The organism is Paraeggerthella sp. Marseille-Q4926 (genome assembly GCF_916618935.1).
Taxonomy (GTDB): Bacteria; Actinomycetota; Coriobacteriia; order Coriobacteriales; family Eggerthellaceae; genus Paraeggerthella; species Paraeggerthella hominis.
Genome location: NZ_CAKAKF010000004.1, coordinates 292,664 through 316,503, shown reverse-complemented (window position 1 = coordinate 316,503; position 23,840 = coordinate 292,664). Strand labels below are relative to the sequence as shown.

At 61.8% G+C, this 23,840-nt stretch carries 17 protein-coding genes; 3 read left to right on the top strand and 14 right to left on the bottom strand.

Annotated features, from left to right (window positions below):
* Positions 1-94: 94 nt before the first annotated feature.
* Both LG373_RS09950 and groL read right to left on the bottom strand, forming a co-directional pair.
* A complete protein-coding gene (locus LG373_RS09950; RefSeq protein ID WP_216529838.1) occupies positions 95-730 on the bottom strand; it encodes a YigZ family protein in 636 nt (211 codons plus the stop codon).
* Between the two features lie 208 nt (positions 731-938).
* Positions 939-2,525, bottom strand: coding sequence for a chaperonin GroEL (gene groL / locus LG373_RS09945; protein ID WP_225749703.1), 1,587 nt, complete (start codon positions 2,523-2,525; stop codon positions 939-941).
* Positions 2,526-2,868: 343 nt separating this feature from the next.
* Between groL and LG373_RS09940 the strand changes: the two genes are divergently transcribed.
* Complete coding sequence (locus tag LG373_RS09940) at positions 2,869-3,660, top strand: amidohydrolase family protein (protein WP_225749702.1); 792 nt, start codon at positions 2,869-2,871, stop codon at positions 3,658-3,660.
* A 63-nt stretch (positions 3,661-3,723) separates the two neighbouring features.
* On the opposite strand, the gene LG373_RS09935 is transcribed toward LG373_RS09940, so the two are convergent.
* From LG373_RS09935 to LG373_RS09895, 9 genes are all read right to left on the bottom strand, one after another.
* Complete coding sequence (locus LG373_RS09935) at positions 3,724-5,043, bottom strand: hemolysin family protein (protein WP_114566414.1); 1,320 nt, start codon at positions 5,041-5,043, stop codon at positions 3,724-3,726.
* A gap of 509 nt (positions 5,044-5,552) precedes the next feature.
* Positions 5,553-6,986 carry a uracil-xanthine permease family protein gene (locus LG373_RS09930; RefSeq protein WP_225749701.1) on the bottom strand — a complete coding sequence of 478 codons (1,434 nt, stop codon included), beginning with the start codon at positions 6,984-6,986 and terminating at the stop codon, positions 5,553-5,555.
* Positions 6,983-7,561: a xanthine phosphoribosyltransferase gene (locus tag LG373_RS09925; RefSeq protein ID WP_114566449.1), complete on the bottom strand. Its 579-nt coding sequence runs from the start codon at positions 7,559-7,561 to the stop codon at positions 6,983-6,985. The genes LG373_RS09930 and LG373_RS09925 overlap by 4 nt, the downstream gene beginning before the upstream one ends.
* A gap of 129 nt (positions 7,562-7,690) precedes the next feature.
* On the bottom strand, positions 7,691-9,220 hold the full coding sequence (locus tag LG373_RS09920) for a basic amino acid/polyamine antiporter (protein WP_225749700.1): 1,530 nt from the start codon (positions 9,218-9,220) through the stop codon (positions 7,691-7,693).
* Positions 9,221-9,310: 90 nt separating this feature from the next.
* Positions 9,311-12,133: an o-succinylbenzoate synthase gene (gene menC, locus LG373_RS09915; RefSeq protein ID WP_225749699.1), complete on the bottom strand. Its 2,823-nt coding sequence runs from the start codon at positions 12,131-12,133 to the stop codon at positions 9,311-9,313.
* Positions 12,134-12,240: 107 nt separating this feature from the next.
* On the bottom strand, positions 12,241-13,080 hold the full coding sequence (gene menB, locus LG373_RS09910; RefSeq protein WP_225749698.1) for a 1,4-dihydroxy-2-naphthoyl-CoA synthase: 840 nt from the start codon (positions 13,078-13,080) through the stop codon (positions 12,241-12,243).
* 842 nt (positions 13,081-13,922) lie between these two features.
* Positions 13,923-14,861: an alpha/beta fold hydrolase gene (locus LG373_RS09905; RefSeq protein ID WP_225749697.1), complete on the bottom strand. Its 939-nt coding sequence runs from the start codon at positions 14,859-14,861 to the stop codon at positions 13,923-13,925.
* 85 nt (positions 14,862-14,946) lie between these two features.
* Complete coding sequence (gene menD, locus LG373_RS09900; protein WP_225749696.1) at positions 14,947-16,824, bottom strand: 2-succinyl-5-enolpyruvyl-6-hydroxy-3-cyclohexene-1-carboxylic-acid synthase; 1,878 nt, start codon at positions 16,822-16,824, stop codon at positions 14,947-14,949.
* Complete coding sequence (locus LG373_RS09895; RefSeq protein WP_225749695.1) at positions 16,821-18,077, bottom strand: isochorismate synthase MenF; 1,257 nt, start codon at positions 18,075-18,077, stop codon at positions 16,821-16,823. Before LG373_RS09895 ends, menD begins: the two co-directional genes overlap by 4 nt.
* Positions 18,078-18,224: 147 nt before the next feature.
* Between LG373_RS09895 and mscL the strand changes: the two genes are divergently transcribed.
* Positions 18,225-18,677 (top strand): large conductance mechanosensitive channel protein MscL, encoded by a 453-nt coding sequence (mscL, locus tag LG373_RS09890; protein WP_216529848.1) that lies wholly within the window; start codon positions 18,225-18,227, stop codon positions 18,675-18,677.
* Between the two features lie 66 nt (positions 18,678-18,743).
* On the opposite strand, the gene nhaA is transcribed toward mscL, so the two are convergent.
* The 3 genes from nhaA to LG373_RS09875 form a co-directional block, all read right to left on the bottom strand.
* The gene (gene nhaA / locus LG373_RS09885) at positions 18,744-20,234 is read right to left on the bottom strand and encodes a Na+/H+ antiporter NhaA (protein WP_225749694.1); all 1,491 of its coding nucleotides are present in this window, start codon (positions 20,232-20,234) and stop codon (positions 18,744-18,746) included.
* A 114-nt stretch (positions 20,235-20,348) separates the two neighbouring features.
* Positions 20,349-20,699, bottom strand: coding sequence for an anaerobic ribonucleoside-triphosphate reductase (gene nrdD / locus LG373_RS09880; RefSeq protein WP_216529850.1), 351 nt, complete (start codon positions 20,697-20,699; stop codon positions 20,349-20,351).
* A gap of 84 nt (positions 20,700-20,783) precedes the next feature.
* Positions 20,784-21,722, bottom strand: coding sequence for a LysR family transcriptional regulator (locus LG373_RS09875; RefSeq protein ID WP_225749693.1), 939 nt, complete (start codon positions 21,720-21,722; stop codon positions 20,784-20,786).
* Between the two features lie 250 nt (positions 21,723-21,972).
* On the opposite strand from LG373_RS09875, the gene LG373_RS09870 reads away from it, so the two are divergent.
* The gene (locus LG373_RS09870; protein WP_225749692.1) at positions 21,973-23,766 is read left to right on the top strand and encodes an FAD-dependent oxidoreductase; all 1,794 of its coding nucleotides are present in this window, start codon (positions 21,973-21,975) and stop codon (positions 23,764-23,766) included.
* The last annotated feature ends 74 nt before the right edge of the window (positions 23,767-23,840 follow it).

Sequence of the window (23,840 nt, the reverse complement as noted above, 5' to 3'; positions counted from 1 at the left end):
CAGAGCGCGGAGGGCGGGCGGTGTGCAGGCGCGGGACGCGGTGGGCGCGGGGCGTGCGAGCTCGGCGGGCGCGAACGCGCCGAGCGAGAGACGGCTAGAACGCAGCCTCCAAGGGGTCGCTCACCGTAACGTTTTCCTGTCCGCGCTCCAGTTCCGTCAGCTTTTTCAGCAGCGGGTCCTGCGTGCCGTCGAGCATGCGCAGTTGCAGGGTAACGGCATCGTCGTACACCGTATCGAGCACCTTCGCGCCGCAGTCCGTCGCGATGCGCATCAGCTGGTCGTACTTTGCGTACGCCGTGCGAATGCGGATGTCCACGCAGCGCGAAACCACCACGAGCTGCGCCGCCTCGACGCCCGCCTGCGTCGCCTGCGTGTAAGCGCGCACCAGGCCGCCCGTTCCCAGCAGCACGCCGCCGAAGTAGCGCGTGACCACCACGATGACGTCGGTAAGACCTGCGTGCTGAACAACCTCGAGGGTGGGAAGGCCGGCCGTCTTCTGCGGCTCGCCATCGTCGGAGTACCGCACGCGGCCCGAAGAGCCTGCGCCGCCTTCGCGCAGCACGTACGCGTACACGTTATGGCGCGCCATGCGGTTCGCCGCGCGGATCTCCTCGAGGAAGGCGAGCGCCTCCTCCTCGGTTTCCACGTGGGCCAAGCTGGCGATGAACCGGCTCTTCTTCTCTTCGATCTCGGCGGTTGCCCGCCCCTCTATGGTGGTGTAGGAAGTCATGGGAAAAGTGTAGCACGGATGGGCGAATCTGCGAGAACTCGCCGAGGGCATCGCGTGAGAACACCGCGATGAAAGCTCCGAACCCGAAGGCAGTAAAGCACCTTCAACATGAATCCCGCCTTTGTCGCACGCAACCGCCCCGTAAAAAACGCCGGCCCGCACATGAGCGCGGGCCGGTGTCAGAATGCGAGGAACGCGAATTCGAGCACTAGTCCTCTTCGGGAACCATGTCGCTCACCGACGCGTTCGTGATCAGGATCAGGGACGCAACGGAAGCCGCAGCCTGCAACGCCGTGCACGTCACCTTGGCGGGATCGGCAATGCCGCGAGAAATCATGTCGCCGTATTCGCCGGTCATGCAATCCAAGCCATGGCCCTGCGGCAGCTCCTTGACCGTCTCGACCGCAACGTCGCCACGGTAGCCCGCGTTCTCGGCAAGCGCGCGCAGCGGCTCTTCAAGCGCCTTGCGCAGGATGTCCACGCCCAGCTGCTCCTCGGGGTTGTCGCACTTCAGATCGTCCAGCACAGCGGCAGCCTGCAGCAGCGCCACGCCGCCGCCAGCTACCAGGCCCTGCTCGGCGGCAGAGCGCGTGGCCAGCAAGGCGTCCTGGATGCGGCTGCGAATCTCGTTCATCTCGGACTCGGTAGCAGCGCCCACTTCCATCACCGCGATGCCGCTGGACAGCTTCGCCAAGCGCTCGCGCAGCACGTCGCGATCGTAGTCGATCTGCGTGCGCTCGATCTCGGCGCGCAGCTGCGCGCAACGCTGCTCGACGTCCTCGGGCTTGCCCTTGCCGCCCAGAATGGTCGTACGGTCCTTGGTGATCTGCACGCTTGCAGCGCGACCGAGCATGCTCTTGCGCGCATCGGAGAGCGACAGGCCGCGATCGGGAGTAATGACCTCGCCGCCAGTAAGAATGGCCAAGTCCTCAAGCTCCGCCTTGCGACGGTCGCCCAAAGCGGGCGCCTTTACCGCGACGCTGATCAGCGTGCCGCGGCGGCGGTTCATGAGCAGCGCGTTAAGCGCCTCGCCACGCACGTCCTCGGCGGCGATCAGCAGCGGGTGGCCGGACTGCATGACCTCCTCCAGCACGGGCACGATGTCGGCGAAATTGTCGCCCAGGCGCTGATCGGTCAGAAAGATGTAGGGCTCTTTCAGCTCGCCTTCCAAACGGCCCTGATCATCGGCCATGTAAGGGGAGATAAAGCCGTTGTCGAACATCATGCCCTTGAGGATCTTCACCTCGATGCCGAAGTTCTGGGACTTCTCCACAGAGATGATGCCGTCTTTGCCGATAGCGTCCATGGCCTCGGCGATCTTTTCGCCGATGACCCGATCTCCTGCGGAAACCGTTGCGATCTCGGCTATCTGCTCACGCGTGGAAACCTCGACGGCGTCCTTGAGCACTTCCTGCGCCACCGCGTCTGCGGCGCGCTGGATGCCGCGGCGCAACGCCAGCGGATCGGAACCCGAGATAACGCAGCGCACGCCTTCGCTCACAATGGCGTCGGACAGGATGGTTGCCGTCGTGGTGCCGTCGCCCGCATCGTTGTTGGCCGCCACAGCAGCCTCGCGCACGATCTTCATGCCCATGTTCTCGATGGGATCCTCAAGGTCGACGTTGGCCGCCACGGTTGCGCCATCGTTGGAAACGTTCGGCTTCTCGTGCTCCTTCTGCATGGCAACGTAGCGGCCCTTGGGGCCGATCGTCACCCTTACGGCGTCAGCCAGCTTGTTCACGCCAGCGGCCATTTTCGCACGGGTTTCGTTGTCGAAAGCAATGTCTTTGGACATAGTTCGGTTCCCTTCTCATCGGTGTGCGGCGCTTCGCCATCACCGCGCGCACGATAGGCGTCCCGCGCCCTCAAGCGGTTCAACATCGCCGTTTCAGGCGTGCGGGAGCTTGTTAAAGTCACTGTCGAAAAAGTTAGCACTCTTTTGCTTCGAGTGCTAGTCTTTCGGCCCTTTTTCCTCGTGACCAATGCAAAGTGACACCCAGAAATACCCTTCTGCCTAATGCGCCCGAAACCGCGATGTTCTACAATCGAAAGTTGCACGGCTCTTGGACAGCGATGCGCCGCATACGTTGCCCAACGTCGCACCGCACAAACCGCACATTGCAAAGGAGCACGAGTCCATGGCCGTCATCGACGCCCACGCCCACATCTACCCGGATAAAATCGCCTCGCGCGCCGTCGACGCCATCGGGGACTTCTACGTCATCGACATGTACGGCAAAGGCACGGTGGAGCACCTGCTGGCCTCGAAGGAGCGTGCGCCTATCACGCACTTCATTGTACATTCGGTGGCCACCACGCCGGGCAGCGTGGAAACCATCAACAATTTCATCGCCGAGCAATGCCGGCTGCATCCTGAGTTCATCGGTTTCATGACCATGCACCAAGATTACCCGGATCCCGAAAGGGAAATCGAGCGGGCCATCGGCCTGGGTCTGCACGGCATGAAGCTGCACCCCGACACGCAGCATGTGAATATGGACGACCCGCGCCTTATGAACGTGTACGAAATCATAGAAGGCCGCATGCCTATTGTGCTGCATACCGGCGACTACCGATACGACTATTCGCATCCACAGCGGCTGCTGAACGTCCTGAAGACGTTCCCCGACCTTGTGGTGGATGCCGCGCATTTCGGCTGCTGGTCGCGCTACGACGTAGGCTACGACATCCTGCACAACGAGAATCTGTTCGTGGACGCGTCCAGTTCGCAGTTCTTCCTGGGACAACGCCGCACCGTGGAGTTGGCGCGCATGTGGGGCACCGACCGTATCATGTTCGGGTCGGACTTCCCCATGTGGGATCCTGCCGCCGAATACGACCAATTCGTTACCGCAGGTTTCAGCGAAGACGAGCTGGAGAACATGCTTTGGCACAACGCCGAGCGGTTCGCCGGCGTGAAGGTGGGGTAGCCGAGAAACCACGCTTTCGTAAAAGAGGGCCCGCAGAATTGCGAGCCCTCTTTTTGATGCGCGTTATTCGTCTTCGCCCTCCGGCAGGTCTTCCAGCACAAGGCGAATCTTGTCAATGCGGTGGCGGTCCATGTCCACAACGGTGAACGACGCCTTCTTGCCGCCGCCTTCGACCGACACCGAGTCGCCTTCGTCGGGAATTCGGTCGAACAGCGTGAGCAGCAAGCCGCCCGCCGTTTCGCACTCCTCCGACTCGACGGGCTTGAAGCCGATCAGATCGCCCACTTCGTCGATAGGCAGCGAACCGTCCACCAGATAGCTGCCGTCTTCCATGTTCACCACTTCGTCGGTGTCGCCGTGCTGGTACTCGTCGTCGATGCGGCCCACGATCTGCTCCATGATGTCACTCATGGTAACGATGCCGGCAGTACCGCCGTGCTCGTCGATGACCACCGCGATCTTGGTACGCTTTTCCTGCAGCGTCTGCAGCAGCTTGGCGATGGGCACGCCCTCGGGGACGGCCTGAATCGTTCGGATGCGCAGGTCATCCACCGTTGCATGCTCAGACAGCGTGTACAGGTCCTTCACATGCACGAAGCCCACGATGCGGTCCTTCGTCCCGCGGCATGCCGGGTAGCGCGTGTACTTGTAGCGCTGCACCAGCTGCATGTTCTCCTCGAGCGAATCCTCCAGGTCGATGCAGATGAGGTCGGTGCGCGGAGTCATGATAGCCTCGGCGTCCTTGTCGCCCAGGTCGAAAATGTTGTCCACGTAGGCGTTCTGCTCGGGATCGATCAGGCCGCTTTCGGTGCTCTCGTCGATCAGCAGCTTGATTTCTTCGTCGGTGTACACCTCGTGCTCGCTGGCTGCATCATGGCCGAGCATTTTCATGACGCCGTTCGTAATGGTGTTGAACAGCCACATGACCGGGTAGGTCAGACGGTAGAACCACACAAGCGGCGTGGCCGTGAGCAGGGAGTACTTTTCAGTTGAGAAAATAGCGAGCGACTTCGGAATAAGCTCGCCCACCACGATGTGCAGCGCCGTAATGATGATGAAGCCAACGGCGATGGCGATAGCGTGAATGGCGGCCTCGGGCAGACCGAACGCCGAAAGCAGCGGAGAAATGAGCGCGGAAACGGCAGGTTCGCCCAGCCAGCCCAGCGCGAGCGAGGCAAGGGTGATGCCCAGCTGGCAAGCGGAAAGGTACGCGTTAACGTTGTCAGCGACCAATTTGGTGTACTTGGCGCCGGGACGACCCTCTTCGACAAGGATCTCAACCTGGGATTTGCGCACGCGAACGAGCGAAAACTCGGCGGCGACGAAAAACGCATTCATGATGAGAAAGAACAGGACAAGAAAAAGGCTTAACGCAACAGGCATTAAAGCTGGTCTCCTTAGGTTCGGTTGTCAATGTCTGCTGAAGGCGGTTTCCTAGGCCACCTGCCAAGCAGCGCTTTTGCTGTCCCTACTATTTGTACCAGTTCGCAGGAGAGCCTGAGTGAAAAACTACGCTTTATACAGAAGTGTTACCAAAGGACAACCAGGGGCCGCAAGGGCATGGGCCGCGGCGCGGGCCGCAGGTCGCGGGTTCGGGGCCGGGCGCAGGTCGCGGGTTCGGGGCCCCGGGTCCGAGCGCGGGTCGCGGGTCCGAGCGCACAACGAAGAACGCATTGTCGCCCGAAACGTACGGTTTTCGCGGCAAAACCGTACGTTTCGGGCGACAATATCCCTGCAGCGGCGCCGACAGCCTCCGCCGTGCCCGGCGCGCAGCCCCGCCGCGCCCGATGCGCGTACCCGACACCCGCGCCCGGCGCGGCGCGGCGCCCATCACGCACGAGCGCCGTCGGACCCCGCAAGGTCCGACGGCGCTCGCTTCGCTTCGTCGTATACTAGGCGCGCGCTAGATCTCCCGCGTCAGCAGACTGCGAGGGCGCCCCGGCTGAAGCAACTCCCTCCCCAGCGGCACCCTCAACAGGCGAGTCGCCCTGGATAGAATCAGCCGCCCCCGGGTCTCCCTCCACTTTGATGTTTTTGGGCAACACCAGGTTCGCCACTACGGCAACCAGGAATACCATGGCCACGCAGTTCTGCGCGAACACGCTTTGGATCAGCTCCGGGAACACCGCGAACAAGTCCGCCACCTGTGTAAAGCCAATGCCAACCGCCAGCGAAAGCGCGGCGATCAAGATATTGCGCTGCGTGAAGCCCGCCCGCGCGATCATCTGAAAACCGCTCACGATAATGTTGCCGAACATCATGATGGTGCAACCGCCCAGCACCGCCTCGGGCAAAGACGAGAACACCGCGCTGATGACCGGCAGGAACGCCGCCAAAATCATGATGGCCGCACCCGTGGCGATAGCCTTGCGGTTCACAACCTTCGTCATGGCCACCAGGCCGACGTTCTGCGAGAACGACGTGATGGGCAGGCACCCGAAGCACGCCGACAACGAGCTGACGAAACCGTCGCAAGCGATCGAGCCCGAAAGCTCCTTCTCTTTGACCTCGCGGTTCAGGCCCACCATGGTAAGGGCCGACGTGTCGCCGATGGTCTCGGTAGCCGACACCAGGAAGATCAGCGTCACCGAAACGATGGCGCCCAGATTAAACTCCGGAGCAAACGGCATGAACTGGGGGAATGCGAACAAGCTAAGCCCCTCGAAGCCGCTGAAGTCGACCGCGCCCAGCACCAACGCAACCACATAGCCAATGATCAGGCCGAACAAAACCGACAACTGCTTGGTCTTGCCTTTGGCCAGAACCTGAAACACCAGACACGAAACAAGCGAGATGGTTCCCAGCAGCAAGTTTTGCGGAGAACCGAAGTCCGGCGCGCCGTTGCCGCCGCCGAACGAAGCAGCGCCCACGCCCAAAAGCGAGAACCCGATGGACGTCACCACCACCGCCGCAACGATGGGCGATATGATGCGACGCCAATACCGCGCGAACAGGCCCAAAACGCCCTCGATGATGCCACCGATGATGATGGCGCCAATAGCCACGTTGTAGCCGTACGTAGCCACGATGCCGCACAGCACCGTCACGAAGGTGAAGCTGATGCCCATGACAATAGGCAATCCCGACCCCACACGCCACAACGGGAACAGCTGAATGAGCGTGCCGATGCCCGCAATCAGCATGGCGCTTTGGATGAGCGTGCCGGTCTGCCCGTCGCTCAAGCCGGCGGCGCTGGCCACGATGACGATGGGCGCGAGGTTGGCGACGAACATCGCAAGGATGTGCTGAACGCCAAAAGGAACGGCTCGAAGCAGGGGGATGTCGCCGTCAAGCTTGAACAGGTTCTCGGTTGCGAACGTCTTCATCGGCGAAACCCGATCTCGCCCGTTTCCGGATCCATGCTCTCGACGATGGCAAGCGACTCCAGGCGATACCCGCGTTCGCGCAGATCGGCGCCGCCCGGCTGGAAGCCCTTCTCGACCGCGATGCCAATGCCCTCGACCGTTGCGCCCGCTTCGTCCACAAGCTCGATCAGCCCGTTCAGCGCGCACCCGTTAGCCAGGAAGTCGTCGATGATCAAAACGTGGTCGTTCGGCCCCAAGAACTTTTTGGACACGATGACGTCGTACACGCGACCGTGCGTGAACGACTGGATGCACGTGGTGTACATCTCGCCATCCAGGTTGATCGACTGAGCTTTCTTCGCAAACACCACCGGCACCCCGAAATGCCGAGCAACCACGCAGGCTATTCCAATGCCGGAAGCCTCGATGGTAAGAATCTTCGTTACGGGAGCATCAGCGAACAGCCGCTTGAACTCGGCGCCCATCTCATCGAAGAGATCAATGTCCAGTTGATGGTTCAGGAAGCTGTCCACCTTCAGGACGCCCTCCGACTTCACCACCCCATCACGCCTGATGCGTTCCTCCAGCAGTTCCACGTTCTCCTCCGTACTTGCACGATTGTCCGTCGCGCAGCACAAAGCCGCGCGTTCCCTTACCATGCGGCCACCAGCCGCATTTCTACTGCGAACCAGTGTAAAGGAACGCGCGCACTCGAACGCGGAAAATTAGATAACAACCTGCCCGGTTGCGATCAGAACGATGGAAACCGCCGCAGCCAAAAGGATGACGGCCACCACCACTTTGTCGCGCAGGCTTACCAGATAAGGCTCGTTGCGCTCTTTTTTGCCCTTGATGTACATCAGGATGCCCGGCGCGTACAAAAGCGACATGATGGTAAGGCCCACCGCCCCGCTTGCCCACGCCAAAAAGAAGCTGTACAGCACGCCGATGATTCCGAAAATGCGCCACAAAACGATGTTGCCGCCGATGCGGCCCTTAAACGCCCCGGGCTCGGTGAACGTGATCTTGGCGAAGTACGCCGCCGACAACAAGTACGGAAGCAGGATCATTCCCGCCGAAAGCGTGTAGAAGAATTGGTAGGTGCTGTCCGAGAACAGCATGAGAACCAGGAACACCTCGATGATAATGTTCGTGACCACCAGCGTCACGATAGGCGCGCCCTTTTTGTTGGTCTTCGCGAACGCCTTGATGAACACGCCCTGCTCGGCGGCCTCATACGGGGACTCGCTCGACAGCACCGTGTATCCCAGCATGGCCCCCACCAGCGACAGCACAACGCCGCCGTTGATGAGCATGGCGCCCCACGGGCCAACGGCGTACTCCATGACGCCCGCCAAAGCCGGGTTCTCCAGCTGGGCAAGCTGGGAAAGCGGCATCACGCCCATGCTGAGCATGCTGACCATCAGGTAGATTGCCAACACGCACACGAACGCGATAATAGTGGCCTTGCCTACGTCGCGCTCTTTCTTGGCGCGCCCGGAAATGGCCACGGCGCCCTCGATGCCCACGAACACCCAGATGGTGATCATCATAGTGCTGCTCACCTGGTCGAAGAAGGGAAGCCCCGGATCGGAACCCGTGGTGAGGTTGGCCATGAACACCGCCGGATCGAACTTCTGCAAGAAGATGATGGCCGTGATGGCGACGAAAATAGGCACGAACTTGCTGATGGTGATGACGGCGTTCACGCCCGTGGCCTCCTTGATGCCGCGCGACACCAAGAACACGTAGAACCAGATGAGAACGCTGGCCCCGATCACGGAAGGCAGATTGGTTCCACCGCCGAAAATGGGGAAGAAGTACGAGAGGGCGCCGAACAGCAGCGCAGAGAAGCTGACCGTGCACAAAAGCGCACTGATCCAGTAGCCCCACGCGCTGTTGAACCCCAGAAAGTCGCCGAAACCGGCGCTTGCGTAGCTGTAAATTCCACCCTTTAGCTGAGGCTTTATGCGAGAGAGTGCATAAAACGTCATCACCAGGCACAGCACGCCGATACCGGAAATGCTCCATGCCGTAAGGATAGCCGCGCCGCTTGCGCCGCCAGCGGCCTGATCGCCCGCCAGCGTGAATACACCGCCGCCGACAATCAGCGTAATGACAGTAGTGACCAGGCGAAATATTCCTAAGTTGCCATGAATTTGCGGCGATCCAGAGGACCCGTCCGCTCCTGTAATGCTGCCAGATCCCGCCGCAGAAGTTGATGCGGCCGCGTGATTCGCTGCGGGTGCGCTCATGAAATCCCCGTTCCTCTTTGTACGATACCGTGCATCATACCCCACTGCATCGCTTTTCGAACAGACGGTTATGCAACATTTTGGATAAAGCTATTCGACCACTGTCCGACCAACAAGCACGTTCGCCAGAACCGAGCGGTTGAGATCGCATCCTATGCCGTATGGGTTGCCTTCCCGGTTCAACGTGACCAGGCCGCGTTCAGCCGTGTACGGAGGATCGGTCACGTCATGCGAGAAATATCGAGCGGTCGACCCTATGTCTCCCGGCGCCGTAACGTTGGGCAGCGTCTGGAACGCAGCATGCAAACGCTTGGAGATGCCCGTGTCGTACATGCCCCCCATCCATACGTCTATGCCGCGCTCAGCCGCTGCGTTCACAAAATCGAGCGCAGGCTGCACGCCTCCGAACTTGCCGATCTTCACGGCATAGCATTTCAGTTCGGGGTGCGAAAGCGCGCGGGCAAGATCCGCCGGACGGGCAATCGACTCGTCAAGGCACAACGGGGTTCGCATGGTTCTTTGCAGCCGCGCCAGCCGGGTGAAGATATCTGAGGAATCCGACCCCGAAACGCGACGGGGATCAAGCGGCTCCTCGATCCAAGCCACGTTGCAAGCGTCGAGCGCGCGCAACTCGTCCGCGTCGCGATCGGAAAAACTCTGGTTCGCATCAAGCGTAATGGCGAGGTCGGGGAACGCCTCGCGCACCGCGCGCACGCATCCAAGCGTACCGGGAGCCACCTTCAGCTTCACGCGCCGGTAGCCCGCCTCCACGCAACGGCGCGCCGAGGCCACCGTGTCGGCTTCGGAAGCCAACCCCAAAACCGCCCCGGCGGAAACGGAGGCGGACAGCGGTCCCCCGATGCGCGGCGACTTCTTGTTCGACCCGCCTATGAGCTGCCACAACGGCTTACCGACTATCTTGCCGTACAAATCCCACAGGGCAGGCTCCATGGCGCCGCACGCCAAGGGAAACGAAGCCGATTCAGGCTGCGTGGCAAACAGGGCGGATGCCTCGCTTGGATGGAGCATCGTCGCGCGCAGCACAAGGGGCGCCAGCACGTCCCGCAGAATCCGAGCATCCTGATCAAGCGTTTCCGGTAGATACCAGTCCGTCGGGAACGCGACGCACTCGCCCAACCCGGTACGGCCGGCATGGTCGGTCACTTCCACGATGATGGACTCGCGCTGGGCCATCACGCCCTTCGGAGTTTTAAAGGGGCGCTCGAAAGGCAGGCGAATGCGGTGCAGGGTTACGCGCACCACCTCGATGCGCTGGTCGTACAGCCTTTCGAGGGCAGCGCGGTCCACCTTGCCAATGCCGCTGCGCGGAAACTCGTCAAGCACGCACACGTGCTTCGGCAGGTACAGCTTCGAGAGCCGCGGCGCCAGATGAGCGCGCACGGCATGCGCGAATCGGCAGTTGTCCAGCGCAGACGACCTTGATGCCTCCTGCGCCCGTTCGCGCTCCACGAACGCCACGGGTCGGCGCCCCCATCGCTCGTCGGGAACCCCGAACACATGCGCATCGGCGACCCCCGGAACGCGCAGAAGCCGTTCCTTGATCTCGGCGGGATAGATGTTCTCCCCGCCCGAGACGAACATGTCCTCGGTACGCTCCTTCACGTAGATGGAGCCCTGGTACATGGCGGCGGTATCGCCCGTGAGGAAGTACCCGTCCACCGTATGAGCTGCGCGGGCGTTCAGGTACCCCGCGAACACACCGGGACCCTTCACCGCCAAACGGCCGAAGCCATCCTCGCCCGGATCGACAATGCGGGCCTTGTAACCGGGAAGCAGGCGCAGCCCGCCTTGGAACGAAGACGTGACCTGGGCGTGGGCAATCTGGCTTGAAGTCTCGGTCATGCCGTAGCTTGCGTACACGCGAAGACCCAGCGCACAGGAGCGCTCGAGCGTTTGCGGGTTCGTTGCTCCGCCGCCCAAAAGAATGCAGGCGTAGCGCTTCAGCGTTTCCGCACGGCCCGAAGCAAGCAGATCCTGCAGCATCTTGTCCACCACCGACACGTGCGTAGCGCCCTTGCTTGCAGCGTCGCCCAACAGGCGGTCGGGATCGAAACGGCGGTACAGCACGAAGCTGTTGTTGTTCAAAAAGCTGCGAACCACCACCTGGAACCCGCCTATGTGGTACAGCGGCAGCGCGGCCTGCCACAGCCCTTCGGCCCGACGGTTGAGGGCGGTGTTGGATATCTCCGAGGAACGGCACACGTTATCCCAGGTGAGAGGTACTGCTTTTGCGCGGCCGGTCGTTCCCGAGGTGAACATGATCACGGCTCGCATGCTGGAATCGAACACGTGCGCGGCATGCTCGGCAAAGTGGATGATGCCCTCAAGAGCATCTTGGCGAGCAACGGCGTCGCGTCGACGGGCGGAAGCCCTGCCCGTACCCGCCCTTCCCAGGGCCTTCGTCGAGCGAGCCTCGGCCGAAGCGGCCGCAACAAGCGTGGAGAACGTCGGTCGACTCGGCCGAGCGGCAGCGCGCGACGCAGGCGACGCGGTCGATTCTTCGCCGGCAAGAAGCGCCGACGCCCGATCGAGTACACGCTTCACGTTGCCCTCGTCGATACGTGCGGCGATGCGCGCATCGGACGTGCGCTCCACCTCCATGACGCGACTCATCTTCTCGGCGCTCGTCAAACGGTTGTTGAGCGCTATCAGCGTGAAGCCGCCGTACGCAGCGGCCAGCATAAGGAACACGTACGCAGGGCAGTTCGGTAGATCGACAACAAGGCAGTCTCCCGGATTCGCTCCATGGGACTGCAAGTTGCGCGCGATGGCCGCAGACAGCATCCGCGTTTCGCGATACGAAAACGACAGCTCCGCACCCGCTTCGTCAACGTACGTGAAGCACGTACGTTGCGGGCACTGCCGCACCATGCTTTCAAATGCGCCGATCATCGCCGCACTCCGCCCCGCCTCTCAAGCACTTCGTCGCTGGCCGCAACGACCAGGCACTATCATCGCGCCTGGCGCGCGAACGCCGCCGCACGCCAGGATTCACCATCTTAGGGAAACTTCGGGAACTGAGTGAAGTCGGGCGCGCGATGCTCCTTGAACGCGTCGCGACCTTCCTTCGCCTCGTCCGTAGTGTAATACAGAAGCGTCGCATCGCCGGCAAGCTGCTGAATCCCCGCCAAACCGTCGGTGGCCGCGTTGAACGACGCCTTCATGAATCGCAGAGCCGTGGGGCTGAACTGCAGCATTTCGCGCGCCCAGCTCACGCACTCCTGCTCGAGCTGGTCGAAGGGAACCACCTTATTGACCAGGCCCATGTCCAAAGCCTCGGCCGCCGTGTACTGCCGGCACAGGTACCAGATTTCGCGCGCCTTCTTCTGGCCTACGATGTTGGCCAGATAGCCCGCGCCGTAACCAGCGTCGAAGCTGCCGACCTTCGGACCCGTCTGGCCGAACTTGGCCGTTTCGGCCGCAATGGACAGGTCGCACAAAATGTGCAGCACGTGACCGCCGCCGATGGCATAGCCGTTGACCATGGCGATAACGGGCTTGGGGACAACGCGGATGAGGCGCTGCAGGTCAAGCACGTTGAGGCGCGGGATGTTGTCCTCGCCCACATAGCCGCCGTTGCCGCGAATCTTCTGGTCGCCGCCGGAGCAGAACGCCTCGTCTTCGGGACGGCCGCCGTGGTTCGCGCCCGTCAGGATGATGACGCCGACCGAAGCGTCGTCGCGTGCCACGCTGAACGCGTCGCAAAGCTCCGTAACGGTGAGCGGAGTGAAGGCGTTGCGACGTTCGGGCCGGTTGATGGTGATTTTGGCAATGCCGTCGCACGTCTCGTACACGATTTCTCGATACGATTTGCCCGCCTGCCACGCAGTATCGCTCATGGCCGTCCTTTCATTACGCGCTCGATCAGCCGAGCACGCCGTATGGGAGGTTTTCGGTTGGATTGGCTTATAGTAACGCGTAATGGGAAAAGGCGCACGTCTCCGCAGAATATCTCCGGAAAGAAACGACGCAACCTGGGGAATCGGCGGAAAACGCCCGCCGTCGCGCACAAGCCAGGCCGCCGGGGCGAGCCGCGCGCCGAGCAGCGCCCGTTCGACCGCTCTCGCAAGCCCTCCGCTACCACGCGCTGTCAGAACCGCCGGGGCCTGCTGGCAGCGCCGGAACGCGCTGTCGCACGCCGCGTCCTGCCGTCGCCGCACGCCGCTGCCGCGCCTTGTTGGCGGCAGGGCGCCCTGTCAGAACCGTCGCACCCCGTCAGCGGCAGCGCCCAGCCGCAACCCTGCACCCGGAAAGAGGCTTGCGCACGAAAAACCGCCCTCGCTGGCAGGTTTTGACGGTTTGAGGTCGATTGATCTGGCAAGGCAGGTGCTCTGGAAAAGGCAGCCTGGCAGATCAAGGCTGTGAGCAGGCAAAACGAAAAGCAGGTCGAACTTTGGCAAACACGCTGCTCGACTCGACGACCTCAAACCGTCAAAACCTGCCAGCGACAGGGGTTTTTCGTGCGCGCTCCCCATGCGCGGAGCAGGCGGACGGTCGGCAAGGGAGCAGAGGCGCGGCCGATCGAGCTGGCTCAGGACGTCGCCGACCGCTGGCGCAAGGGCGCTCACGCGCAGGGGCACCGGGAGGCGCGCACCCCTCCCCATGGGCGCACCCGTAAACACCGCGCCTCCCGCCCGAGAGGACGCTTCGCACCTACGCCGCAAAGCAAAAACCAACAACGCTATGCGCGCGGCCTGAGGGGCGCGGGCGCCAGGAACGCCTCGACGCATCGAACGAAATCCGCGGGCGCCTCCAGATGCACGTTGTGTCCCGAACCTTGAACTACCTCGACGGCAACGTCGGGAACGCAGCGCAGCTCTTCGGACAGCGCACAGTACTTCCGATCGAGCGACCCGGTCAGATACTGAACCGAAACTCCCTGGTCGCAAACAGTAGCCAGCGCGGAAAGCACCTCTTTGCGCGTTGGCATAGAATGCTGGCCGGCATGCTCGAACGTACGCGCAAGCGCCTCCGCGTCATTAGCGAGCCGTCCGGCGCGCACGTGCGACCGCACGTTCGGGGGCAAACGTCGTTGGGAAGCGAACAGCGGAAGACGCTCCCATGCATCCATGAACGCCTTCAGGCCCTGCTCCCGCAAGCGGGAGGCATTGGCCGCATCGCGATCTGCCGCACAAGCACGATCGGCATCGGTGGCGAATCCGAGCCCAGCGCTTTCCAGAACAAGCGAGCTCACCGTACGAGAGAACGCTTCCGGCTGTCCAACCAGGGAAGACAGTGCAATACGACCGCCCATCGAATACCCGATCACCGCAGGGCGGCGCCCGCCGTTTTCCGCCGCCGCGTGCGCGGCAAACGAAAGCAGAGCCTCCCCCTGAGCTTGCAGCGCATAGGAAAACGAATCCGCAGGAGCGGCCGACCCTCCATGTCCAACCAGGTCAAGCGCATATACCATGCGATGGCAAGCAAGCAAGGGGGCAACTTGATCCCACGAGTCGGCGCTCTGGGAAAACCCATGAAGCAAGATAACCGGGGGAAGCGACCGGCAAGCCCCCGTCCAGATCAGGTAGCGGTAGCGCACGCCGCGCACATCGAAGCTGCTCTCATGCTGCAAAACCCCGCTCATCGCATCTCCGAACTCGTGCTGCAAGACTTCGCTCATCGCACCTCCGAACCGCATGGCGCAAGCGGGCATCTGAACCGGTTCAACAGGCTGGACCGGCGCAGCGCACGCGCATCGGCCCCCATTAGGAAAGATTCCAATACGGCGCGTATCGCTCCCGCAGGCCTTCCAGGGGAACCGGAACCTCGATCAGACTGATACCGGGAACGCCAAGACATGCCCGGTACGCTTCGTCGAACTGCGAAACGGTCTCGGCGCGTCGATAGGGCACGCGAAACGCTTGCGCAGCGGCGGCGAAATCGACGTCTTGCGGGGTGAGGAACAGCCGCTCGAAGTAGTCCTCGTCGGATTTCTGGGGCAGCATGTCGAAGATGCCGCCGCCGTTGTTGTTGAGCAGCACGATCACGATGCTGGGCGAACCGCCGCCCTGCGCCGCTTGAACGCGCAGCTCGCGTTGCAGGGCAAGGGCGTTCACGTCGTGCAGCAGGGTAAGATCGCCCGTGAGCAGCGTCGTTTGCGCGAACGATTGAGCAGCGCCCAGCGCCGTGGACACCGTGCCGTCGATACCGTTCAACCCGCGATTGCACAGCACCGTCAAGGACTTGTTGCCCTTGAGGCAGAACGTGTCCACGGCACGCACGCTCATGGAGTTGGCTGCGAACAGGCACGATCCGGAGGGCGTAAGCTCCACGACGCGCCGCACGAACGCGCCCTCGAAGCCCGCCTCGACGGAGTCAGCCGCAAGCAAGCAGCTTCGCGCCGCATCGTTCGCGGCCTTCCAAGCGCCTGCGAAATCCCGCTGCCGATCCGAAGGCTCATGATCGATGGTCCCCAGGTCGCAAGCCACGCGCAACGACCCCGCGAACTCGACCGGCTTGCAACGCACGAACAGATCGGTGGCCGCATTGCAATCGCGCGTTTCAAGCGGATCGACGACAATCTGCATCGGGCGAAGCGACGCCACCATCTGCGTCGCCTTCTTCGACACCGGGAAGCGCCCGAAGCGGATAACCGCCTGCGGAGCGCGCTCTTCGGGGACCGACCCGCCAACGCCGAACAGAGAATCGTAGTTGTCGATCACCACGTTATCCGCAAAGCAGCGCAGGCCGGAAAGCGGATCTGCCAAAACGGGGAGGTCGAACGCCTCGGCCCACGCAAGCACCTTGCGCGCCTCGAACTCCGTTGCGCACGAGCCTTCCCCCGCCAACACGAGCGTGCGGCGGTTGGCAAGCAACGAAGAAACGCGTGCGGCATCTTGCATGCCGAACGATGCACGCGAACGCATGACCCCGAACGCCTCCGACAAAGACCTGCCGACGTCAAACACCCCTTCCGCGGAAAGGTCGGGCTTGAGCGGTTCGTCGAACGGAAAGTTGAGGTGCACGGGGCCGCCCCAGCATGCTGCCGCCAATCGGAGGCCTTCATCGGGAAGCACCCCTTCGCCCAGAGACGCGATGCACGCTTCGCGCGCCGCCTGGCGGGCAAAACCCACGGCCGCAGGGTCGGCGGAGGGCAGGGGCATCTGCCTGAACGCGCGAACATGGCTGCCGTACGCATTGAGCTGGTCGCACGTTTGCGGCGCGCCCAATCCCTGCAGGCGCGGCGGGCGGTCGCCCGTTAAAACGATCAGCGGCACGCGCGAGGACTCCGCCTCAAGGACGGCGGGATAGTAGTTCGCCACCGCCGACCCCGACGTGCACACCACGGCGACCGGCCGGCCGGTCGCCTTCGCCATGCCAAGCGCGAAAAACGCGGCCCCGCGCTCATCGACGTCGACGAACACCCGCATGCGCTCGGGCGCGCGGCGCGACAGCTCGTACGCGGTCATCGAAAGCGGCGTGGAACGAGACCCGGGGCTCACCACCACGTCTCGCACGCCCCAGCAACTGAGCTCGTCGAAAAACGCCGCCAAAAACTCCACGCCGTCGAGATAGCAAGACGAAGCCGCCGGCTTATACTCGGACGAAACGAGGCGCTGGCCCCGCCCTTTCGCCTCGCTCATGCCTGGCTCCCTTCAAAGGCGCTGAGAACCGTCTTCAGCTTCATGCCGATCTCATCGTACTCGTCGTCGGCATCGCTACCAGCCACGATGCCGCAGCCAGCGTACACCCAGCCTATCTCGCCGTCGAACACGCCCGTGCGCAACGCAACGGAAAACTCACCGTCGCCCGCACCATCAACGTACCCGCACGCCCCCGCGAAAAAGCCCCGGTTGTACTCCTCGATGCGCCGAATGAGCATCTGGGCCTCGCCCACCGGCGTGCCCGCAACCGCCGGGGTTGGGTGCAGGTCGCCCATCATCGTCCACAGGTCAACGCCCTCGAGCATGCGAGCGCGCGCGGGCGTGAACAGGTGCTGCACGTGCGTAAGCGGCAGAATGCCCGGGTTGGCGGGCACGTCCACGTCGTAGCACGTGCGGCGGAACACTTCGCGGATGAACCGAACCACGTAGTCGTGCTCCGCCCGGTTCTTCTGGTCGCCCACCAGCGCATCGGCCAGATGGGCGCGCTCCTGCTCCGTCGCGCCGGCCGGGCACGTACCGGCCAGGCACATGCTCTCCACTTCGGCACCACGCTTGCGCACGAGCAGTTCAGGCGTGCAGCCGCAGAAGAACACGTCGGCGTACCGGTACAGGAGCACCGTGCCGCGAGCCTCGCCGTCAATGAGGTTGACCAGCAGATCCTTTGACGAAAAGGGGCGGTCGGCAACCAGCTTCTGTCGGCGGGACAGCACCACTTTGTCCACGCGTCCTTGCTCGATAGCAGCCAGGCCGACGCCCACGGCTTCGCGCCATGCCTCGCGCGAGTCGGGCTCCACGCGATAGGGAATGGTTTCGCGGCGGCGCTTGGGGGCCGAAAGAGCCTGGCGCTCGAAGCGCTCGATGCGCCCGGCATACACGGGGCCGAGCGAATTCACCTGCAAATGCACGCCATCTTCGGTTTCTATCAGCACGATTTCCGGCAACATGAACCGCAAGCGAGGAAATGCCTCGAACAGCTCGTCGGTAGGCGACGGATTCTCGGCATCGAAACGGTTGAAGGAAAAGAACACGGGTTGCTGCGCTGCGGGACCTTCAAGATCGCACTCCACGTCAGCCAGCGACGGCAGCGCAATGCACCGGCCCAGTCCCATGAAACGAACCGGTCGATCCTTGCGGTAATACACGAACTGATCGGTGAACCCCTTCTGAAGCACGCAAAACGCATCCACCATATCGGCCTCGATCGGCTTCGTGTACGAGTAAACCCGCGTCATGGCGCCTCCATCCGTGACTATCCGAAAAGGTTTCGGACCTGCTTCATTGTTGCTACAACCATGGCATTCTAGCACGACCCCTCTATACTGACGGAAGGCGCTTGGCAGAGTCACGCAAGCTACCGCTTTTCAGCAGAAAGGACAACCATGAAGAAGTTCTTAGAGGAATTCAAGGAGTTCATCAACAGGGGCAATGTGATGGATCTTGCCGTAGCGGTGGTTATCGGCGCCGCATTCACCGCCATCGTCAACTCCGTGGTGCAAGACCTTATCATGCCTATCGTGTCCGCATTCATCGGCGGCGTCGATTTCTCCGACATGAAGCTGTTCATTCCCCTGGGCGCCGGAGATTCGGCCATCGCGTACGGAAACTTCATCAGCGCAGTTATCCAGTTCCTGATAATCGCGCTGGTGGTGTTCCTTATTGTGAAGGCGCTGAACAAGATGCAGTCGTTTGCGCAGCGCGGGAAGACCATCGAGGAAACGAAGGCCCCGCATTGCCCGTACTGCCTGGAAGAAGTGGCGGAAGGGGCAACGCGCTGCGCCCATTGCACCGCAGAACTGCCCGAGCCGGCAAAACCGACCATCGTTGCAAAGTAGGCGCATCGCGCACCGCTTCCACAAGGCAACCGCCGAACGGGGCGCAGGGCGCGCAAGATCCGCGCGCTACGCCCCTTCACCCTCGGATTCGACCTCGACTTCGTCGGTAACCTTGCGCAGCACCAGAAAGCCCACGATGCCCGCAATGAGCGACGCCGCCAGAATGGCCGCCTTCGCCACCGCGATGGTAGCGGCGTCAACGAACGCCAGGTTCGTTACGAAGATGGCCATGGTGAACCCCACGCCGCCCAACACCGACACGCCAACGATGTGGCCCCAGTTCACGCCGCGAGGAAGATCGGACAACTTCAGCTTCACCGTAATCCACGTTGCCAGGAAAATCCCGAGCGGCTTGCCGAACAGCAAACCGCAGAACACGCCGATAGTAACCGGGTTCGTAATGATGGCCATCGGATCCATTCCCACCAGCACCACGCTGGCGTTCGAGAACGCGAACAGGGGCAGGATGAAGAAGTACACGGGAACGTGCAGGTGATGATCAAGCCGCGTGACAGGCGGAATGGACAGGCGCGAAACGCGGCCGATTTCCTTGAGCTCGTTCAGATACTCCTTCTGCACGATGTCGGGCTCGCCTGGGTCGTAGCGCTCGTCGGCGCGTCGCGCGCGGGCTTCGAACCAGCTTGGCGCGCGATCCAGCTTGACCTGCGAGCGCGCCGGTATGGCCAGGGCGAGCAAAACGCCCGCGATGGTGGCGTGCACGCCGGACATGAGGAAGCACACCCACATGAGCAAGCCCACCAGCAGGTAGGGAGGCAGGTCGTAGATGTGCAGGCGATTGAACAAGATGAGCACAGCAAACAGCGCCAAGCCGCCCGCAAGCCACACGATGTTCAGATTGGCCGTATAGAACACGGCGATGACCAAAATGGCGATCATGTCGTCGGCGATGGTCAGCGTAGACAGGAACGATCGCAGCCCCGATGGAATGCGATTTCCCAAAAGGGCAAGGATGCCCAGGCAAAACGCGATGTCGTTGGCCATGGGAACGCCCCAGCCCTGCATTGCGCCGCTACCGGCGTTCACCGCCAAGTAAACAAGCGCGGGCAGCACGGCGCCGCCCGCAGCGGCAACGATGGGAAGCAGCGCCTTGCGGGGGTTCGTCAGCTCTCCCGCCGTCATTTCGAACTTGATTTCCAAACCTACCAGCAAAAAGAAGATCGCCATAAGGAAATCGTTGATGAAGTGCTCCAGCGTAAGATGGGGCGCGAAATCGCCCAGCGAGAACCCGATATTGAACGAATGCCAAAACTCGGCGAAGTACGGAAGGATGGGCGTGTTCTCGATAACGAGCGCGGCCACGGCAGCGGCCAACATGAGCATGGTAGCCCGGGTGGACGAGTGCGTGAACTCCAAAAGCTTGCGACGCCGGCGATGGTGCCCGCGCACTTCGGGTTCCAGGATGCGCTCGGTAGGGGCGCACGAAGGATCGCCGCTCAAGCATGCGGGAGCCGTCGTATCTTCGGAAGAGCCGATCGGCTCGCGCCGCTCGGCTCGGTCGTCTGAAGGCTGCGGGGTTTTCACAGTGGTATCTTTCATCGCGGTCATTGCTTTAGTATACGAAACGAGTCGCAAACAAATGTCGCGACCCGTCAACGAATACGATTTTTTCGCCCGCCGGAAACCCCGAGCGCGCAGCGTGGTACGAAATCGCTAGCAGCCGTTCGCGCAGGCGAACGAGCGCTCGTCGCGTGCAACGCCGTGCTTCACGCGATCGTGCTCTTCGGAAGACTTCGCGTCGTTCCAGCGGTCCATGGTGCCCACTAAGTATCCGGTAATGCGACGAATACGATCGAACGGAACGGGTGCCAATCCGTAGCGAATGCCCACATCCTGGCCATCAACTTCAAGATCAAGGCTGGTCACAGAGCTGTTCGGGTGCTGCGCGTTACCGCGATCGATGTAGGCGCGAATCTCCGCGTCGGTAACCGGGGCGTCCGATGCGCTCGTGTATTCGATCGAGACGTCAACGCCGTCGATGGTCTGCTTGGTTGCCTGAGTCATGCGTGTGCTCCTTTTTGCTCATGCGGTGAGGTTGTCGTGCATTCGTATATGCTACTAAAAGAGCATCATTGAAGCAAGGGGGCTTTACCGAACAGACGCGGCAGCCAGCTTGGTCATAGCGGCCACCAACAGCGACCCGTTTTCGGAGCGAGCAAATTCATCGGTATACAGCGCGTAGAAATCGGTACGCAGCGGCAGATCCTCCAAGACGAACGTGCGGCATTCTTCCCGTTCGTCAAGCCCGAACCGGGGAACGAGCGTCGTGGGAACCACGCCGATGCTGTCTTTGAAATCGTACGTGAAGTACTCGAAATGGTCGGAGAACCCCATGGTCTTCAGATCAACGTCGGCGCCGCGCAAACGAAACCGGTCCGCCACCCCATCGCGGATATAGCCCCGGTAGATGTCGGGAGGCAGCATGACGGCCATCCCGTCCAGGTCACGAGCGCGAACAACATCTTGATCGAACAGCGGGTTTCCCTGCGTAACAAGCAGTCGGATTTCCTCTGACCCCAAGCGAAATCCCTGGATGCCTTCGGGATACGCGCCGCGATCGTCCTTGGAAACATAGCTTTTCGCGCCTGCAACCACAATGTCGTTCGTTGCATCCCTAAGCGCCTCGACCGTGCTGCACGGTCCGTTAACCGTCACGATGTCGATGCGCTTCATAGGATAGCGACGCTGCACTTCGCAGCGCGCCTTGTACAAGATGGTCTCCAGCCAAGGCAGATTGGTCTGGGCAACCGTAACCGTCAAAAGATTGTCGGCCATGTTTTGATAGTCGTCCACCAGAGCATGAACGAAGTCCAGAAGCTTCGCTCCCGACTGCACGAATTGCTTTCCCGCAGGAGTCAAGACCACCTTGCCTTGAGATCTCCCCACCAGAAAGCATCCAAGCTCGTCTTCAAGCGCGTGAATATGCTCGGTTAACGTCGGACGCGTGATGAACAGCCTTTTTGCAGCCGCTGAGTAGTTCGCATCTTCGGCAAAAACCAAAAACTCTTCCACATACCGTGTATCCATCGGTGTCCCCTCCCTGGTCCAACGACGAACAGTTGTAAAGAAAATTTTACACCCTCTTACCCGTTTTGGACAGCGCCCCAAAAATACCTTCGCCCTATGCGAAAAGGCTTCAGGTGCGGGCGAGGAACCGGGCATACGATGGCGATACGCGCCGTGCGGCATCGAAAGCAAACTCGCTCGACCCGCGAATAGGACGGCGTGCTTCAACTCGGCTGGGGAGCCGAACAACGCAGGGAAAGGGGAATCGACCATGGAACTTGACCGTAGAAGCTTTCTGAAAGGCGCCGCGATCTTGGGAGGAACCGGCGCGCTTGCAGGCTTGGCAGGATGCTCGCCGCAGGGCGGCGCCTCCATGTCCGCAACTACAGCGGGCACGGGAGCGCAAGCAAACTTTGAAGCAGCCGCGGCGCCCATCGACCCGGTGGAGCCCCCTTCAACATGGGACGAGGAAACCGAGGTCGTCGTGGTGGGATCGGGCGCGGGAGGAATGAACGCATCCATTCGATTGGCGCAAGCGGGCTATCGCGTCCTCATGCTGGAGCGCAACGAAGAAACAGGAGGCAACTCGAAGCACTCGTCGGTGTTCTCCAACTTCGGCGGGCACAAGCAAGCCGAAGCTGCTCACTGGGCCTACCCGTCGTACCCCTACGACGTGAACAACATCGTAGAATTCGTCATGGACTGCCAGCAAATGACGGGCGATCCCGATCTTCTTCGAGCTATGGCCGCCGAAGGACCGAAGTGCATCGACTGGATGAACGAAAAGGCAAACGCAAAGTGGGTGCCCATGAATCCCTCGCCTGCCGGAAACGGACTGCTGGAATGGGAGGGCATGTCCACGCCCACGAACGGAATCAACGTCAACCTCATCCCATTTCAAGAGCTGGAGAAAACCGCTCGGAACGCGGGCGTCGACATCCGCGTCAGCTGCAACGTTGACGCGCTCGTTTTCGACGGGACAAGCGTGCTGGGCGTCAAGACGACGCAGCGGAAAGAGGAGCGCTTCGTCCGAGCGACGCGCGCCGTGGTGCTGACGGCTGGCGGCATGGAAATGAACCGCGCCATGATGGCCAAGTACTCCGCCACCTGCTTGCCCGGCATAGCGAACATCGCCACCCCGCCGAACGGCACCGGAGAATGCATCCGCATGGGACAAGGCGTAGGCGCAGACCTTTCGGGATACGATTCAACCGGTGCGTTCGACGGAGGCGTGTGGTGGCGCGACTACGACGAGTTCGACACCATGATGGACTCCCACATCAACAAAGACGGCAACCAAGCATTGAGGCAGCCTTGGCTGCGCATCAACCGCGACGGCCAGCGCGTACCCTTCATATCCACGTCGGCCACCAGCTACCCGTACGCCACCGACGCCCCTCCGTCGTCGGCAGGGTTGTGCGACACGGCCGCCATCGAGATGAGTCAACCGGGCGGAAAAACGTACTGCTGCTTTGATTCGAAATTCGACCAACTGGTGCAGAACAACTTCTTCGGGCAGGTTATTTGCCGAAAGGCAAAAATAGTGGCAGCCGACGACCCCTTCATCGACCGCGTGCCCGAATGGTTGCGCGACTGGCACACCGGATTCCAGCAAATGATCGACGGGGGAGCCGTCTTCAAGTGCGACACGATAGAAGAGCTGGAAGCAAAGCTTGAACTCAGGCAAGGCGTGCTCACCGATGCGGTACGGCAATGGAACGAAGCGTGCGCGAAAGGCGAAGATTACAGCGCAACCTATCCGTACCCGCCCGAGTGGATGATCGCCATAGACGAGCCCCCGTTCTACGGAGCGAAGCTGGGCGGGCACGTATTCGGCTCGAAAACCGGCTTGCGCATCACGCCGCACATGCAAGTGGTAAGCACGGACGGCAAGCCGATTCCCGGCCTGTACGCAGGATGGCATACCGCAGGCGGTTCTTCGGGCGAGGGCAACCCCGCCGGCAAGCCCCTCACCGGCATGTACGCCGATCTGGGACTTGCATTCGTAGGAGGATTCATGGCAGCTGGCGGCATCATGAGCCAGGACGGCAAGACCGATAAGTAAATTCCGGGCGCGCCCCGCCGAAGCGAAAGCGCGCCCGGCTTGGAGGGGACGGGGCTTTGCAGCAACCCCGCCCG

What these genes read in the sequence shown, in the direction of transcription:
- LG373_RS09905 (WP_225749697.1), bottom strand. Translation starts at nt 14,861, where the DNA reads ATGAGCGAAGTCTTGCAGCACGAGTTCGGAGATGCGATGAGCGGGGTT.
- groL (WP_225749703.1), bottom strand. Translation starts at nt 2,525, where the DNA reads ATGTCCAAAGACATTGCTTTCGACAACGAAACCCGTGCGAAAATGGCC.
- LG373_RS09930 (WP_225749701.1), bottom strand. Translation starts at nt 6,986, where the DNA reads ATGAAGACGTTCGCAACCGAGAACCTGTTCAAGCTTGACGGCGACATC.
- nhaA (WP_225749694.1), bottom strand. Translation starts at nt 20,234, where the DNA reads ATGAAAGATACCACTGTGAAAACCCCGCAGCCTTCAGACGACCGAGCC.
- mscL (WP_216529848.1), top strand. Translation starts at nt 18,225, where the DNA reads ATGAAGAAGTTCTTAGAGGAATTCAAGGAGTTCATCAACAGGGGCAAT.
- LG373_RS09875 (WP_225749693.1), bottom strand. Translation starts at nt 21,722, where the DNA reads ATGGATACACGGTATGTGGAAGAGTTTTTGGTTTTTGCCGAAGATGCG.
- LG373_RS09920 (WP_225749700.1), bottom strand. Translation starts at nt 9,220, where the DNA reads ATGAGCGCACCCGCAGCGAATCACGCGGCCGCATCAACTTCTGCGGCG.
- menD (WP_225749696.1), bottom strand. Translation starts at nt 16,824, where the DNA reads ATGAGCGAGGCGAAAGGGCGGGGCCAGCGCCTCGTTTCGTCCGAGTAT.
- LG373_RS09935 (WP_114566414.1), bottom strand. Translation starts at nt 5,043, where the DNA reads ATGCCTGTTGCGTTAAGCCTTTTTCTTGTCCTGTTCTTTCTCATCATG.
- LG373_RS09950 (WP_216529838.1), bottom strand. Translation starts at nt 730, where the DNA reads ATGACTTCCTACACCACCATAGAGGGGCGGGCAACCGCCGAGATCGAA.
- LG373_RS09940 (WP_225749702.1), top strand. Translation starts at nt 2,869, where the DNA reads ATGGCCGTCATCGACGCCCACGCCCACATCTACCCGGATAAAATCGCC.
- menB (WP_225749698.1), bottom strand. Translation starts at nt 13,080, where the DNA reads ATGAGCGATACTGCGTGGCAGGCGGGCAAATCGTATCGAGAAATCGTG.
- nrdD (WP_216529850.1), bottom strand. Translation starts at nt 20,699, where the DNA reads ATGACTCAGGCAACCAAGCAGACCATCGACGGCGTTGACGTCTCGATC.
- menC (WP_225749699.1), bottom strand. Translation starts at nt 12,133, where the DNA reads ATGATCGGCGCATTTGAAAGCATGGTGCGGCAGTGCCCGCAACGTACG.
- LG373_RS09870 (WP_225749692.1), top strand. Translation starts at nt 21,973, where the DNA reads ATGGAACTTGACCGTAGAAGCTTTCTGAAAGGCGCCGCGATCTTGGGA.
- LG373_RS09895 (WP_225749695.1), bottom strand. Translation starts at nt 18,077, where the DNA reads ATGACGCGGGTTTACTCGTACACGAAGCCGATCGAGGCCGATATGGTG.